The sequence below is a fragment of the Paenibacillus sp. p3-SID867 genome (assembly GCF_025142895.1).
In the GTDB taxonomy this organism is placed as follows: domain Bacteria; phylum Bacillota; class Bacilli; order Paenibacillales; family Paenibacillaceae; genus Paenibacillus_AQ.
The window spans coordinates 190,884-205,077 of sequence record NZ_JAMBDM010000010.1 but is presented as its reverse complement, the minus strand read 5'-3'; the positions used below and the strand labels follow the sequence as shown (position 1 = coordinate 205,077).

The 14,194-nt window shown below is 50.5% G+C and carries 13 protein-coding genes and 1 riboswitch; of the genes, 9 read left to right on the top strand and 4 right to left on the bottom strand.

Translation table 11 applies throughout. From position 1 onward, the window contains the following. Positions 1-202: 202 nt before the first annotated feature. A riboswitch (cyclic di-AMP (ydaO/yuaA leader) is annotated at positions 203-347 on the top strand. A gap of 65 nt (positions 348-412) precedes the next feature. Further along, positions 413-1,753, top strand: coding sequence for a TrkH family potassium uptake protein (locus M4D81_RS21335; protein ID WP_260067997.1), 1,341 nt, complete (start codon positions 413-415; stop codon positions 1,751-1,753). 16 nt (positions 1,754-1,769) lie between these two features. Next, positions 1,770-2,444 (top strand): potassium channel family protein, encoded by a 675-nt coding sequence (locus tag M4D81_RS21330; RefSeq protein ID WP_260067996.1) that lies wholly within the window; start codon positions 1,770-1,772, stop codon positions 2,442-2,444. 36 nt (positions 2,445-2,480) lie between these two features. On the opposite strand, the gene M4D81_RS21325 is transcribed toward M4D81_RS21330, so the two are convergent. Continuing rightward, entirely contained in the window at positions 2,481-3,398 is a 918-nt protein-coding gene (locus tag M4D81_RS21325) for a LysR family transcriptional regulator (protein ID WP_071222412.1), read from the bottom strand. A 348-nt stretch (positions 3,399-3,746) separates the two neighbouring features. Between M4D81_RS21325 and M4D81_RS21320 the strand changes: the two genes are divergently transcribed. From M4D81_RS21320 to M4D81_RS21300, 5 genes are all read left to right on the top strand, one after another. Beyond that, positions 3,747-4,415, top strand: a complete 669-nt coding sequence (locus M4D81_RS21320; protein WP_071222413.1) for a succinate dehydrogenase cytochrome b558 subunit — start codon at positions 3,747-3,749, stop codon at positions 4,413-4,415. Between the two features lie 16 nt (positions 4,416-4,431). Further along, complete coding sequence (gene sdhA / locus M4D81_RS21315) at positions 4,432-6,174, top strand: succinate dehydrogenase flavoprotein subunit (protein WP_071222414.1); 1,743 nt, start codon at positions 4,432-4,434, stop codon at positions 6,172-6,174. 19 nt (positions 6,175-6,193) lie between these two features. Then, on the top strand, positions 6,194-6,958 hold the full coding sequence (gene sdhB, locus M4D81_RS21310) for a succinate dehydrogenase iron-sulfur subunit (RefSeq protein WP_071222415.1): 765 nt from the start codon (positions 6,194-6,196) through the stop codon (positions 6,956-6,958). A gap of 116 nt (positions 6,959-7,074) precedes the next feature. After that, positions 7,075-7,875, top strand: coding sequence for an AAC(3) family N-acetyltransferase (locus M4D81_RS21305; protein ID WP_260067995.1), 801 nt, complete (start codon positions 7,075-7,077; stop codon positions 7,873-7,875). Between the two features lie 218 nt (positions 7,876-8,093). Beyond that, positions 8,094-8,780: a potassium channel family protein gene (locus tag M4D81_RS21300; RefSeq protein ID WP_260067994.1), complete on the top strand. Its 687-nt coding sequence runs from the start codon at positions 8,094-8,096 to the stop codon at positions 8,778-8,780. 71 nt (positions 8,781-8,851) lie between these two features. On the opposite strand, the gene M4D81_RS21295 is transcribed toward M4D81_RS21300, so the two are convergent. After that, positions 8,852-10,231, bottom strand: a complete 1,380-nt coding sequence (locus M4D81_RS21295) for an aldehyde dehydrogenase (protein WP_260067993.1) — start codon at positions 10,229-10,231, stop codon at positions 8,852-8,854. A gap of 96 nt (positions 10,232-10,327) precedes the next feature. Here M4D81_RS21295 and M4D81_RS21290 point away from each other — a divergent pair, with 96 nt between their 5' ends. Next, the gene (locus M4D81_RS21290) at positions 10,328-11,236 is read left to right on the top strand and encodes a metallophosphoesterase (RefSeq protein WP_260067992.1); all 909 of its coding nucleotides are present in this window, start codon (positions 10,328-10,330) and stop codon (positions 11,234-11,236) included. A 233-nt stretch (positions 11,237-11,469) separates the two neighbouring features. Here M4D81_RS21290 and M4D81_RS21285 read toward each other — a convergent pair whose 3' ends face one another. Together M4D81_RS21285 and M4D81_RS21280 are read right to left on the bottom strand one after the other, a co-directional pair. Next, entirely contained in the window at positions 11,470-12,279 is an 810-nt protein-coding gene (locus M4D81_RS21285; RefSeq protein ID WP_071222420.1) for a histidinol-phosphatase, read from the bottom strand. A gap of 53 nt (positions 12,280-12,332) precedes the next feature. Further along, positions 12,333-13,235, bottom strand: coding sequence for a LysR family transcriptional regulator (locus M4D81_RS21280; RefSeq protein ID WP_071222421.1), 903 nt, complete (start codon positions 13,233-13,235; stop codon positions 12,333-12,335). Positions 13,236-13,653: 418 nt separating this feature from the next. Between M4D81_RS21280 and M4D81_RS21275 the strand changes: the two genes are divergently transcribed. After that, positions 13,654-14,112, top strand: a complete 459-nt coding sequence (locus tag M4D81_RS21275; protein ID WP_071222422.1) for a chemotaxis protein CheX — start codon at positions 13,654-13,656, stop codon at positions 14,110-14,112. Positions 14,113-14,194: the final 82 nt, after the last annotated feature.

The following is a 14,194-nucleotide window of genomic DNA, read 5'->3' as shown; positions in this document are numbered from 1 at the left end:
AGTCATAAGCAGCTTATCCCAATATCCCGGAATAATGAAACAAATCGATGAAAATGAATGAAAGGTTTCGAAAACGTTAGAGAACCCTATGCTTGTATTCTTGAATATGCCCAATTCGCGCTCTTTTAAAGATTTTTTGGGTGAAAAACGGCATTGGGTTACGTACCGGATTGCGTTATAATCACATCATGCTTCAAGGAACTGAATATTCCAGCCGAATTTCGTACTGAAAATGGGGGAACCATGTAATTGGGGTGAATTTCATTATTCCCAGAATAATGAATAGGGCGACCTGTGAAAATGCCCGAATCCGTCAGCTAACCTCGTAGGCTGCAGCACAGGAACCAGACCGTAAAGGGCACTGCGTTTTCCAGTGTCTTTTTTTCTTGATTTTTTTTAAGAAGGTGACCGATTGAACTCTAAATTGAACTGGCTCAGGTTGTCTCCGCCGCAGATTCTCGTGCTTGGTTTCGCGGCTATTATTTTCATCGGGACGGCGCTGTTAATGCTGCCGATATCCACAAGTACAGGTGAACCGCTGGAATTTATCGATGCCTTGTTCACTTCGACATCGGCAACTTGCGTAACGGGGCTGGTTGTGGTGGATACAGGAACGACATTCAGCTCCTTCGGACAGATCGTGATCATGCTGCTGATTCAGATCGGCGGGCTCGGATTCATGACGATGGCCACTTTGTTTGCCTTGGCTCTCAAAAGGCGCATATCGCTCAAGGATCGCCTCATTCTGCAGGAAGCGATGAATCAGTCCTCGATGGAAGGAATCGTAAGGCTGATTCGCAGAGTGCTCCTGTATTCCCTGATCATCGAGGCCTGCGGTGCCTTGATTCTATCGATCCGCTGGGCGTTTGACATGCCGATCGGCCAAGCGATTTATTATGGTGTTTTTCATGCGGTCACGATGTTTAACAACGCCGGTTTCGATTTGTTTGGCGATTTTCGGAGTTTGACCGGGTATGTCTATGATCCTGTAGTCAACGTTGTCGTGATGTTTTTGATCGTCTCGGGCGGCATCGGTTTTATCGTATTATCCGATCTGATTGATTTCCGGAAACAGCGGAGACTTTCCTTGCACTCCAAAGTAGTGCTCACCATGACGGCTACCTTGCTGCTGGTTGGATTTATCGTCATTCTTATTTTTGAATTCACCAATCCGAGGACGCTCGGCTCCCTGAATTGGGGCGGAAAATTCTTCGGCGCATTATTCCAATCCGTAACGCCGCGTACAGCTGGCGCGAATACTATAGATATTACGGGGCTTAGACAGGCCACGCAATTTTTTATCGTTATTCTGATGTTTATCGGAGCATCCCCAGGGTCAACCGGGGGTGGTATCAAAACAACAACCTTCACCATTATGGTGGGGGCGGTCATCGCCATGATGCGCGGGCGTGAGGACATCGTCATGTTCCGTTATCGCCTGGCCCAGGAGCGGGTGCTGAAGGCACTGACCATTGCATTACTGGCACTGCTGCTCGTTCTAACCGTATCGATGATTCTGTCGACGACAGAGGAAGGGGACTTCCTGGAGATTCTATTCGAAACGACGTCCGCCTTCGGTACGGTGGGTCTATCCATGGGCTTAACGCCTGATCTGACAGTGTTCGGGAAGGTTTTGATCAGCATTACGATGTTTGCAGGGCGGTTGGGGCCTTTGACGCTTGCTTATGCACTGGGGCCGAAAAAGGGTAAAGAATTATATCGTCATCCGGAAGGCAAAATGATTATTGGATAAGGAGTACTGGAGAGACATGAAACCAAAGCAATTTGCAATCATCGGTTTGGGACGATTTGGCGCCAGCCTGGCGCTTGAGCTGATGGAACAGGGATATGAGGTGCTCGGCATCGACCGAAATGAAGAGGTTGTCGAGGATATGAGCGAGCTGCTGACACACACGGTGGTAGCGGATGCTACCGATGAAGAGGTGCTTAAATCGCTCGGTATCCGTAACTTCGATTGCGGCATTGTTGCGATCGGAAACGATATTCAGATGAGCATCTTATCCGCCATCTTGTTGAAAGAGCTTGGTGTCACCATGGTCGTTGCCAAGGCGATTTCGGTGCTGCACGGCCGGGCGCTGGAGAAACTGGGCGTGGACCGGGTGATCTTTCCGGAACGGGATATGGGGATCCGGGTAGCTCACCAGCTGGTCACGCCCAATCTGCTTGACTATATTGAATTATCCAAGGACTATCTGATTGTGGAGATGACGGTCACGGACTGCATGGACGGAAAAACGCTTAGCGAGCTCAATACGAGAGTTCGTTACGGTGTCAGCGTGGTGGCCCTGAATAAACAATCCGGCATCATCGTAGCGCCGACAGCCATGGACGTGGTGAACTCCGGCGACATTATGGTCGTTATCGGTTCGAATGATAATGTGGATCGCTTTGAGTCTGAGGTCGTGAATATGCTCGAAAAATAAATATAGAAGAAAAAAACCTGACGGTCATGCATATCGTCAGGTTTTCTTGGTTTTATCCTCCTCCAGCTTACGGAACAGAATTTCCGTTTCGTCAATCCAGCGGCTGGCTGCCTTGCTTAAATCCGAGGCTTGGCCGTAGATCAGCGAAGTCGTCCGCCGGGTTTCGATGAGTGCCGGAATATGAATGTCGACAAGCCCGTTATCGGATAGCAGCTGCGGCCTGAGATAGGATTTGGGCAGAAGTGCGGCCGCCTTGCAGGTCGGGATGAGCCTGACGATCGCTTCGAAGGAGTCGATCTCCATCCGGATATCCGGCATAATGCCCCAGCGGTGGAACAGGTCATCTGTCAGCTTGCGGTACCAGGTTCCAGTCGAGAAAATGATCATCGGCAAGCCTTGGAGCTGCTCGATTCCAACATCGTCGAGCTCCGCCAGCGGGTGTGAAGATGGGATGACAAGCTCCAGATGGTCATCAAACAACGGGATGCAGTTTAATCCGGGCTGGTTGATGGAGGAGGCGACAATGCCGACATCGACGCGTTTATCTCTTACATAAGAAACGATTTCATGGGTCTTGCCGGTAATCAGCTTGATTTCGGCCGCGGGATGTCGCTCCATGAATGCGTTAACGAGCGGGGGCAAGGTCGTCTGAAGGGTGGTCAGGCTGGCCCCCAAGTTGATCGAGATCTGATCCCCCTCCCGGTAATGGGCCAACGTTTGCATGAATTTGATCTGCTGCTGCCGCTGCTCCAGGGCAAAGGTGTAGACAATCTGTCCGATGGAGGTAAGCTCCAGCCGTTTGCCCCGGCGGTTGAACAGCTGCAGCCCGAGCTGGTCCTCCAGCTTGGCTATTTTCCGGGACAGGGCCGGCTGGGACAAGTTAAGCAGCTTGGAGGCCTGGTTTATGCTGGATTGCTCTACAACGACGGCGAACATGTCCAGTTCTTCGAACATAAAATTCCTCCTATATAAAATAGACATGCGTGCAAAACATTGCTTATGCGTATAGATTATAACGATTAATAATTATATTGCAATTCCATTATAAGAAAAAAAGGAGTAACATGAAACATGACACAAGTTGTTCACACGATTGCCGAAATCGGCAGCTTTTTGTCGTTGCAACGGTTTAATGTTAGTTCATAAAGGTCGGTTTAGATGCCGAGTGGCTTCCTGATTCACTTCGTAATCCAAAGCGGGCCTTGTGAACAACCTCTTTAGGACAGGGTAAGTGTAATTGTTCTGAAAATAGGAAAGATTGAAAATGAAAACGCTGCACATTGGAAAGGGGAACGTCAACTGATGAAAGGGTATTATTCCAGAAAGCTGCATTCTTTACTCGGTGTCATACCGCTTGGGGCATTTTTGCTCAGCCATATGATTTCCAACTTTAAGGCTTTCGAGGGTGGAAAGGAAGGCTTCGCAAGCGCGGTCCATTTTTTGAACAGCATGCCGCTGGTATTTTTCCTCGAGCTGTTCCTGATCTGGCTGCCACTGCTATATCACGGCGTCTACGGGTTATACATTGCTTACCAGGCGAATAACAACGTGGGCAATTACAACTATGAACGGAACATCCGCTTTACTATCCAACGGATCACCGGCGTTATTACGTTCGTTTTTGTTATCTGGCATATGTACGATACGCGTTTCCAAATCATGATCGGCAAAATCACGCATGACGATTTGGGCGCCACGATGCACGGCATCATGAACAATCCGGTTCTGTTTGCTCTGTACGTCATCGGCGTTGTTTCCGCAACCTTCCACTTCGCTAACGGTCTGTGGGCGTTCCTCGTCAGCTGGGGCATTACCGTCGGTCCGCGCGCGCAGAAGGTATCCACTTACATCTGCATGGGCTTGTTCGTATTGATGAGCGTGCTGTTTGTTCTCGCTATGACAGCATTCCGCGGCTCCGAATTCCAGGCGGCGACGGCAGCGATCGATGTAGTTAAGACAGTCTTAAGTTAAGGGGAGTGAACGAAAAATGGCATCTAATATTATTGTAGTGGGCGGAGGCCTCGCCGGGCTGATGGCAACCATCAAAGCGGCAGAAGCAGGAGCTCACGTTCATCTATTCTCACTTGTACCTGTTAAACGCTCTCACTCCGTGTGTGCGCAAGGCGGCATCAATGGCGCCGTGAATACGAAAGGTGAGGGTGACTCTCCTTGGGAGCATTTTGACGATACGGTGTACGGCGGCGACTTCCTTGCGAATCAGCCTCCGGTCAAAGCGATGTGTGAAGCGGCTCCGGGCATTATTCACTTGATGGACCGCATGGGCGTTATGTTTAACCGTACGCCGGAAGGCCTGCTCGATTTCCGCCGTTTCGGCGGAACGAAGCGTCACCGGACTGCGTTTGCCGGCGCAACGACCGGACAACAGCTGCTCTATGCGCTTGATGAGCAGGTTCGCCGCTGGGAAACCGCGGGTCTTGTGACCAAGTACGAGAACTGGGAGTTCCTGAATGCGATCATCGACGACGAAGGCGTATGCCGCGGTATCGCTGCTCAGGATCTGCGCTCGATGGAGATCAAGTCGTTCAAAGCTGAAGCAGTCATTCTCGCAAGCGGTGGTCCTGGTATTATTTTCGGAAAAACGACCAACTCGGTGATCAACACGGGAACAGCGGCCAGTGCCGTTTATCAGCAAGGCGTTCATTATGCCAACGGCGAGTTCATCCAGATTCACCCGACAGCCATTCCAGGCGATGACAAGCTCCGCTTGATGTCGGAATCGGCACGCGGCGAAGGCGGACGGATCTGGACCTATAAAGACGGGAAGCCATGGTACTTCCTCGAAGAGAAATACCCAGCTTACGGAAACTTGGTTCCGCGCGACATCGCTACGCGTGAAATCTTCTCCGTCTGCGTCGATATGGGACTTGGCATCAATGGCGAGAACATGGTCTACCTCGACCTCTCCCATAAAGATCCGAAAGAGCTGGACGTGAAGCTTGGTGGCATCATTGAAATCTATGAGAAATTCATGGGCGATGATCCGCGTAAAATCCCGATGAAGATCTTCCCGGCAGTCCATTATTCCATGGGCGGCATGTGGGTTGATTACAACCAAATGACGAACATTCCGGGGCTGTTCGCAGCCGGAGAATGCGAGTATCAATACCACGGTGCGAACCGTCTGGGAGCGAACTCCCTGGTTTCCGCCATCTACGGCGGTATGGTGGCCGGACCGAAGGCGATTGAATATGTCAAAGGCCTGAAGAAGTCCGCTGAGGATGTTTCCTCCACAGTATTTGATCGCGCTGCGAAAGAGCAAACGACCAAATACGAAGGCCTGCTCAAAATGGAAGGAACCGAGAATGCTTATGTAATCCATAAAGAGCTCGGCGAATGGATGACCAACAACATGACGGTGGTTCGCTACAATGACAAGCTTGAAGCTACCATCGGCAAAATCAAGGAATTGAAGCAGCGTTACCGCAATATCAATATGACGGATACCTCCCGCTGGAATAACCAGGGCGTGGCGTTCACGCGCCAGCTGTGGAACATGCTGGAGCTGTCCGAGGCCATGACGCTGGGTGCGCTTCTCCGGAACGAAAGCCGCGGGGCTCACTACAAGCCGGAATTCCCTGATCGTAATGATGAAGAATTCCTCAAGACAACCAAAGCGACCTGGACGCCTGATGGACCGCAAATTTCATACGAAGAAGTGGATGTTTCCTTAATCCCGCCGCGTATTCGCGACTATTCGAAAGACAAGTAAGAAGGAAGGGGGATTTACGATGTCTCAAACGACAGCCGCCTCAAAGAGCGTTAAGTTTATCATTACACGTCAGGACAATCCGGAGACGAAATCCTATACTGAGGAATTCGAAATTCCGTACCGTCCCGGCATGAACGTTATAAGTGCGCTGATGGAAATTCAGCGCAATCCCAAAAATGCGCAGGGCCAAACGACCGCACCTGTATGCTGGGACTCCAACTGCCTTGAAGAAGTGTGTGGAGCTTGCTCCATGGTCATTAACGGCAAGCCGCGCCAAGCGTGTGCGGCTCTGATCGATAAGCTGGAACAGCCGATCCGAATTCAGCCGATGAAGACTTTCCCGGTTGTGAGAGACTTGGTAATCGACCGCAGCCGCATGTTCACGGCGCTTAAGCGCGTAAAGGCGTGGATTCCGATCGATGGCACCTACGACCTTGGCCCTGGACCTAAAATGGCGGAGAAGAAGCGCCAGTGGGCTTACGAGCTGTCCAAATGCATGACATGCGGTGTATGTCTTGAGGCTTGCCCGAACGTCAACGAAAAAACGGACTTTATCGGACCTGCCGCCATTTCCCAAGTTCGTTTGTTCAATGCTCACCCGACAGGCGAGATGAACAAGGAAGAGCGTCTGGAAGCGCTAATGCAGGACGGAGGCATCGAGGGCTGCGGCAACTCGCAGAACTGCGTGCGTTCTTGTCCGAAGGGCATTCCGCTGACCACGTCGATTGCGGAAATGAACAAGGATACAACCAAACACCTGTTTAAGCGCTGGCTTAGCGTTTAATCGGTTAATTTCAACACCAAGGCGTCTGACCGGGGCATGGCTTCGGTACAGGCGCTTTTTTGTTGTATGATAGAAATCATGTGTTTTTTTAGGATATTGAAATCGAGGTGAGTCACTTGATCATTGAAAGACCGATTACGATAAAAGATATTAGCGATGACCTGGTTGCTCTGGGCGTAAGGAAGGGAATGACCCTGCTGGTTCATTCCTCGCTTAAGAGCCTTGGCGGATGGATCGTCGGCGGTCCGGAGGCGGTTATACTGGCACTGGAGGGCGTACTGGGCGATGAAGGGACACTGGTGATGCCGACGCAGTCTGCGAACTTAACCGATCCGAAGACATGGGGGAATCCTCCGGCCGACCCGAAATGGTGGGATCTGATCCGCGAAGGCATGCCTCCCTATGATCCGGCTCTGACCGTCACATCAGGGATGGGGATCATACCGGAAGTGTTCCGCAAGCAAGAAGGGGTCATCCGAAGCCTACACCCGCATGTTTCGTTTGCTGCACGCGGCAGGGATGCGAAGGCGCTTATGCAACCCCATTCGCTGGATTACGGCTTGGGAGAAGTCTCGCCGCTGGCGCGTTTATATGAAGCTGGGGCCTACGTGCTTATGCTGGGCAGCGGCTACGGCAATAATACTTCCTTCCACTTAAGCGAATATCGTGCGGATTGGGCAGGCAAGAAGGCGGTTACCGCCCACGCGCCTGTACGCAGGGTACAGGGAATAACAGAGTGGGAGGCATTTCAGGATATCAACTATCATTCCGACGATTTTGAAGCGATTGGAGCCTCGTTTGAAGCGGAATGCACCGGTGCATATAAGCACGGCCATGTAGGAAAGGCAGACTGCGTATTGGCCGAACAACGGGCCATGGTGGATCATGCCGCACAGTGGTTGGAGAAGAACCGTTAGATGCTAAAGCAAGGCAGTTGAACGGCTTTCGTTTGTCTCGCATGCGTGTTTTGGCGCTATTTTTTAATGAGGGCTCGGCCGGACATGAACGTTGTATAAAGTGAGCAGGGGCGAAACTACCAGCGACCTCCAGGTGCATAAATACCGTTACAAGGGTAATAAAGGTGTAATGGTACGGTCTGCAGCTTCAGACCTCAAGCCAAAGGAGGGACTTGAAAATGTCATGGTGGATGTGGCTGCTCAATTTGACGGGCTTCCTGCTGTTGATTTATTTGTTCTACAGTATGGACAAGAAGTGGTCCAGCAGGCCTTTGCTGCTTGCTCCACTGCTCATTTATGTCCTCGTATCGGTTGAAGATTTGCTTGGGTGGATCGATCTGATGAACGTGGTGCCCGGAGATGGCGGCATGCGCGCTCTGATCCTGTTGTTTTCATTATGCTCCGTTATTTTCTATGTGCTGTACATATTCGACAAGATTGCAGACTCCGTCCATCAGCATGTTGATATGAAAACAACCTTGGTTCGGATCAGCATGGCGGCGGGGATGTGCATTTTGTTTTTCACGATGGTGTATATGTCGATCTATAAGCTGTTCGGAGGCACTTCCTTCGAAGGCGAGAATATCGGCCAGGATTTGCTGAGCCAGTTCATTACCTTCCTGTATTTCAGCATGGCAACGTTTGTGACGGTCGGGTATGGCGATGTAGCCCCTATCGATAATACGTCCCGGCTTGTCGTAGTGCTGGAGATTGCCTTCAGCTTCATTACCGTTGCGTATGCGCTGTCCATGCTGGGAACGCTGCGCCGGATTTTCACACCGGGCGATGACGGCTTGGATGTGGCTGGCAGTGAAGAGAAAGCGAAGGCCAGTAAGCCGCATCGAAGAAAGCATTCATCCATGTAAAAAAGCGCATCTTTGACGATGCGCCTTTTTTATTTGTGCTAGTGGTCAAGCGTGCAAGACCTTAGTTAAAGCTACGGCTTCATCAGCTTTTTTAGAATGCCGAGTCCGTTCTTGGAAGGATAGCGTAATTTGAAATCGAACCGGTTGGTCTGCTTGAGCACGCTTTTCTTGTGAGAGAAGGTATGGAAGCTGTGTTCCCCGTGGTAGGCGCCCATCCCGCTCTCGCCGACACCCCCGAATGGAAGGAAGGGAGTGGCCAGATGCATCAGCGTATCGTTGACACATCCCCCGCCAAAAGAAACCGAGGAGAGCACGTAATCCTGAACGTCCTCATTCTCCGTGAACAAGTAAAGAGCGAGCGGCTTGGGACGGTGATGAATCGCCTGGACAGCTTCGTGTACATCCTCATAAGTCAGGATCGGACACAGGGGGCCGAAAATCTCTTCTTCCATAACCGGCATATCCCAAGTGATATCGTCCAGAACGGTGGGCTCGATGCGCAAGTTTTCCTTAGAGATGTTCCCGCCATGGCGAAGGGTTCCATTGTTCAGAAAACCGGACAGCCGGTCAAAATGCTTCTCCGAAACCATGCGCCCATAGTCGGGATTCGTTAGAGGGTTCTCGCCGTAAAACGAAGTGATGGCGTCTTTCAGGTGCGCGATGAACTTCTCCTTGACCTTGCTGTGTACGAGCACATAATCCGGCGCGACGCAGGTTTGGCCGGCATTCGTATATTTGCCAAATGCGATACGTGCTGCCGCCAGGGCCAGAGGGGCATCCTCGTGGACGATACAGGGGCTTTTGCCTCCAAGCTCCAGCGTCACCGGGATCAACTGCTTGGCGGCGGCTTGCATGACGATTTTGCCGACATGGGTGCTGCCGGTAAAGAAGATATAATCCATCGGCTGCTCCAGCAAGCTTGTGCTTACCTCGGGTCCTCCCTCCACCGAAGCCACGTATTGCGGCTCAAACGTCTCCGTGATGATGGACGTAATGAGTCCGGATACGTTAGGCGTCAGCTCGGAGGGCTTTATAATCGCGGTGTTCCCGGCGGCCAAAGCTCCGATCAGCGGAGAGAGGGCCAATTGCCAAGGATAATTCCAGGGAGCAATAATCAGTACGGTTCCGTAGGGCTCAGGGTAAACCATTCCCTTGCTGCCTACATGCGTCAGTGCGGTTTTGACTCGCTGCGGCTTGGCCCAGCGCTTCAGATTCTTTATGATAAAGGAAAGCTCCTTATAGACAATGCCGATCTCCGTCGTGAAGGCCTCCTGTTCACTTTTGTTCAGGTCTTTGCGAAGGGCCTTCATGATATCGTTTTCCCTGGCTATCAGAACTTGGCGCAGCTTGGATAGCTGCTGCAGACGGAAATCCACTTCCTTCGTAATGTCTTTATGAAAAAAACGCCGCTGAGCTGAAACTAATGCTGCGATCGAATCGTTAACAGTCATATGTAAACCCCTTTCTGTTGCTATTCTATGTATATGAATAACCATAAGGACGATAAAGTCTGTACTCTTTATTATTATATAGGAGGATGTCCATCTATGAGAAATCCATCCTCGGCAGCCCCGCATGGCACAGCCCATGAAGGGGGAAAGCGAGAAGTCATGCAGACGAAGATGTCGCGCCGCCAATTTCTGAAGATGGGTGTTTCCGCCGTGGTCGGCGTTGGCGTTGCAGGCGGGGCTTACGCATCGTTATGGGAGCCTCATCAATTGGACATTTCAAGACTGACTTTGGCAGTTCCTTCACTGCCCAAGGCTTTTGACGGGATGAAGGTCGTTCAGTTTAGCGATTTGCATCTGGGCTTTCACACCGGGGCAAAAGATGTGGCACGCTTGGTACAAGCCATTCAACAAGAGAAACCGGACATGATCTGTTTCACGGGGGATATGGTGGACGGCAATACAGAGGCTATGAGGGCTGCCATTCAACCGTTCACCGAGCTGAAAGCTCCTCTCGGCCTTTTTTCCATATTGGGTAACCATGATTACGAAGACGTGGAGACTCTAATCTCTTTGGAGGAAGAGGCCGGATTTCACGTGCTGCGGAACACGGCCGTGAAGCTGAGGCGGGAGGGTGCTGTCATCGCCGTGGCAGGTTTGGACGATGTATTCTGGGGGCAGCCGGATCCGGCTGCGGCCATTCAAGATTTACCCGACGGGATGTTCAAGCTGCTCTTAATGCACGAGCCGGATTATGCAGACACGACTGCGGCCTATTCATTCCATCTCCAACTGTCGGGGCACAGCCATGGGGGCCAGATCCGTTTGCCCTGGATTGGCGAGGTGATCACGCCGCCCGGGGCAAAGCGTTATGTGCAAGGACTATATACTACAGGTTCGCAAGGAATGCTGCTCTATGTAAACAGGGGAATCGGCACGACGCAGCTTCCTTTTCGTTTCTTGTGCAAACCTGAGCTTACGGTGCTTACCTTGCGTTCCATGGCATAATGGGACTGAAATATGTGATCTGAACATTTCAAGATGAAAGGATCACTTGGAATTTGTTACACAAATGAAATATACCTGTTATCAAACTCTAACAGCCGCGGGTTAAACTTATCACATGACCCCCTTTTGAGAATATATATTATGTTTTGGACCCGGTAACGGGTCCACTTTTTTTTGCCTATTTTACTGTGCTTCCTATAAAAATACAAAAAAACAGAAGGAGGTGTACCCCATTAAAGAGGTACGGTCACCTTCTGCTTTTGTTCGAAATATACCCATTCCGTGTATCCGATTTCTTTGAGCACTTTAGCGACTTCGTCAAATTCATCTCCGACCCTTGACGGCTTGTGAGCGTCGGAGCCGAAGGTGACGTCAACGCCGTGATGGTGCGCGACCTCCAAGATGGCATTGGATGGATACCAGCCGCCGCACAGCTTGGTTTTGCCGGACGTGTTGATCTCGATGGCAAGGCCCGATTCCGCGATGACTTTCAACGTTTCCTCGATTGCTTCGTCGGCCTTGATTTCGGAGAACAGCGGATAATTCCCCTTCATGGCATCCATATGGGCGATGATCTGGAACATGCCGCTTCGCGCGGATTGGCGGATCAGATTAAAGTATTCCTCTTTATCCGCAACCTGCTGCTGCGGGGTCAGTTTCTTCCAGCGGTTTTTATTAAAGATGCTGACATCCCTGACGTGATGGATGGAGCCGATGATATAGTCAAAAGGGTAGGCCGTTAATGCCTGCTGATAAACCTGCGCATGATTAGGAAAATAATCGGATTCAATGCCCAGCAGGACCTTGATTTTACCTTCATATTCCCGTTTTAAGTCCAGAACTTCTTGTACGTACCCCGCAAAGTCCGCTTTTGCCATGGAGATGGCCGGAAAGGGCTGCTCTTCCGGGCTCCCGAAGTATGGAGTATGGTCCGAGATTCCGATTACCTGTAAATCTGCCGCAATCGCAGCCTCGATATAATCTCGAATGTTGCCGTCTGCGTGACCGCAGCGGAAATGATGGGTGTGCAGATCAAATTTCATGTTGACCTCCTTTATAACGCTTGATTGATTATCAATCTAGGTTTGATGCGGCGTTATTCGCTGCTGATGAACTGTGTTTCGGGCATGCCTTTCAGGTCACTGAGGAATTGACGCATAGCGGAGCTGACGTATCGTCCGCTCTTATAGATTACGCCGACAGGGTGGCTGACTTCAAGCTCGCTCAGGGGAACAATCTGCAGGGTGCCGTTGCGCAGCTCCGTCGCGACGGACTGCTTCGATATAATCGCTGCGCCCAAATTGATCTCGACCATCCGTTTAATTTCTTCGCTGCTAGACAGTTCCATAACAACCTGCGGCTCAATGCCGTGCTTCTTCATTACGTCGTCTGCGAAGCGGCGGCCAACGGTATCGCGCGTTAGCAGAATAAGGGGGGTTCCGCCGAGCACATCCATGCTTGCCGTGGAGAGTTTGGCTAGCGGATGCTGAGGGGATACGACAAGCTCAAAGGTATCGTAGTACAGAATGGATGTGCTTAAGTTGGGATTGCGCTCGATCAGATAACCGATCCCGATGTCGATGAGCCCGTTCTCCACGCTGTGGTAGATTTGCGAAGAGGCCATGGATTGAATGGTTGTTTTAATATGAGGGAATTGATCCTGAAAGTAGGAAAGTACCCGTGGCAGGATCTGAATCGCTATGGAAGTGGTTGTACCCAGCTGAATATGACCCTGGGGAGTTTGATCAAGGTCGGATAGCCGCTGCTTCAGCTCATCGACGATCCCGAGGATTTGTTCGGCATGGTCCACGAAGACCTGTCCCCGGTCGGTTAACGTTACGGGCTGGCTCCGGTCCACCAGCACCGTTTTAAATTCTTCTTCCAGGCTCTTGATCTGGGCGGATACCGCCGGTTGTGTCAGATTAAGAAGCTCTCCCGCTTTGCGAAAGCTCATCGTTTTGGAGATGGTAATAAGCGTTTCCAATTGGCTGATGTTCATAGCCTTCCTCCTTACTTGATATATTCTTCCGCTCATCTATCGCGTGCAATCTGTATTATTTAAATTATAGGTTATTCTTTCCGGTGGAGCAACGAAGGGAGCAAACCTGGTCGTTTTCGGCCGAAAAAATGAAAAACATTTTAATTTCCATTTAATTATTATTAAAAGATGGGGAAACCTTCCGATAATAGTAAAGTAGACATAGAAAAAAGGTGAGACCAAAGGCCCGTTTAAGCGAAAGGAATATCTTCGTACTAAAGCGTTTCAAGCGATAGCTTACATTGCAGTACAGTTGTTGGAATGAGGGCTGTCGCTATTTTGTGATGATTTATTACAAGGTATCCATTATAATGTTTAAATATATAGGTGGGACTTTGGGACCCTGACCAACAACCCAGTGAAAGGGGCGTAATGAGGAATGAAAGCGGAAGTCATCAATCCTTTTTTAGAGTCCGCACGACACGTGATCGAACAAGTCATACAGGTTTCACCTTCCACGGGGAATCTTGGGGTCAAAGAGATCGGATATTTGGAGAATCATATCTGGATCCAAATTGGCATGACAGGCCAAATGAACGGTGACATTGTATTTGGAATTCAGGAGCAAGTAGCTCTGCAGATGGTATCGGTGATGATGGGCGGTTATGTAATTACCGAGATGGATGAGATGGGGCAAAGCGCGATTTCAGAGCTCGGAAACATGATTAGCGGCAATGCCAGCACCATTTTATCGAACCAGGGCGTCAGCGTGGATATTACGCCTCCCAAGGTAATGAAATCGGATAGCACGTCAAGTCTTATTCAGAAGAAAGCCCTTTGTATTCCGCTGAGAATGGAAGGAATCGGGGAGCTGGATATTCAAGTCATGATTTCATAAAATAGGAGTAATGAACCCAATAGCCGTGCATGCAAGTCTCTGTCAATAATGAGGAATCAAGAGCTGTGCCGGCGAAGAAAGG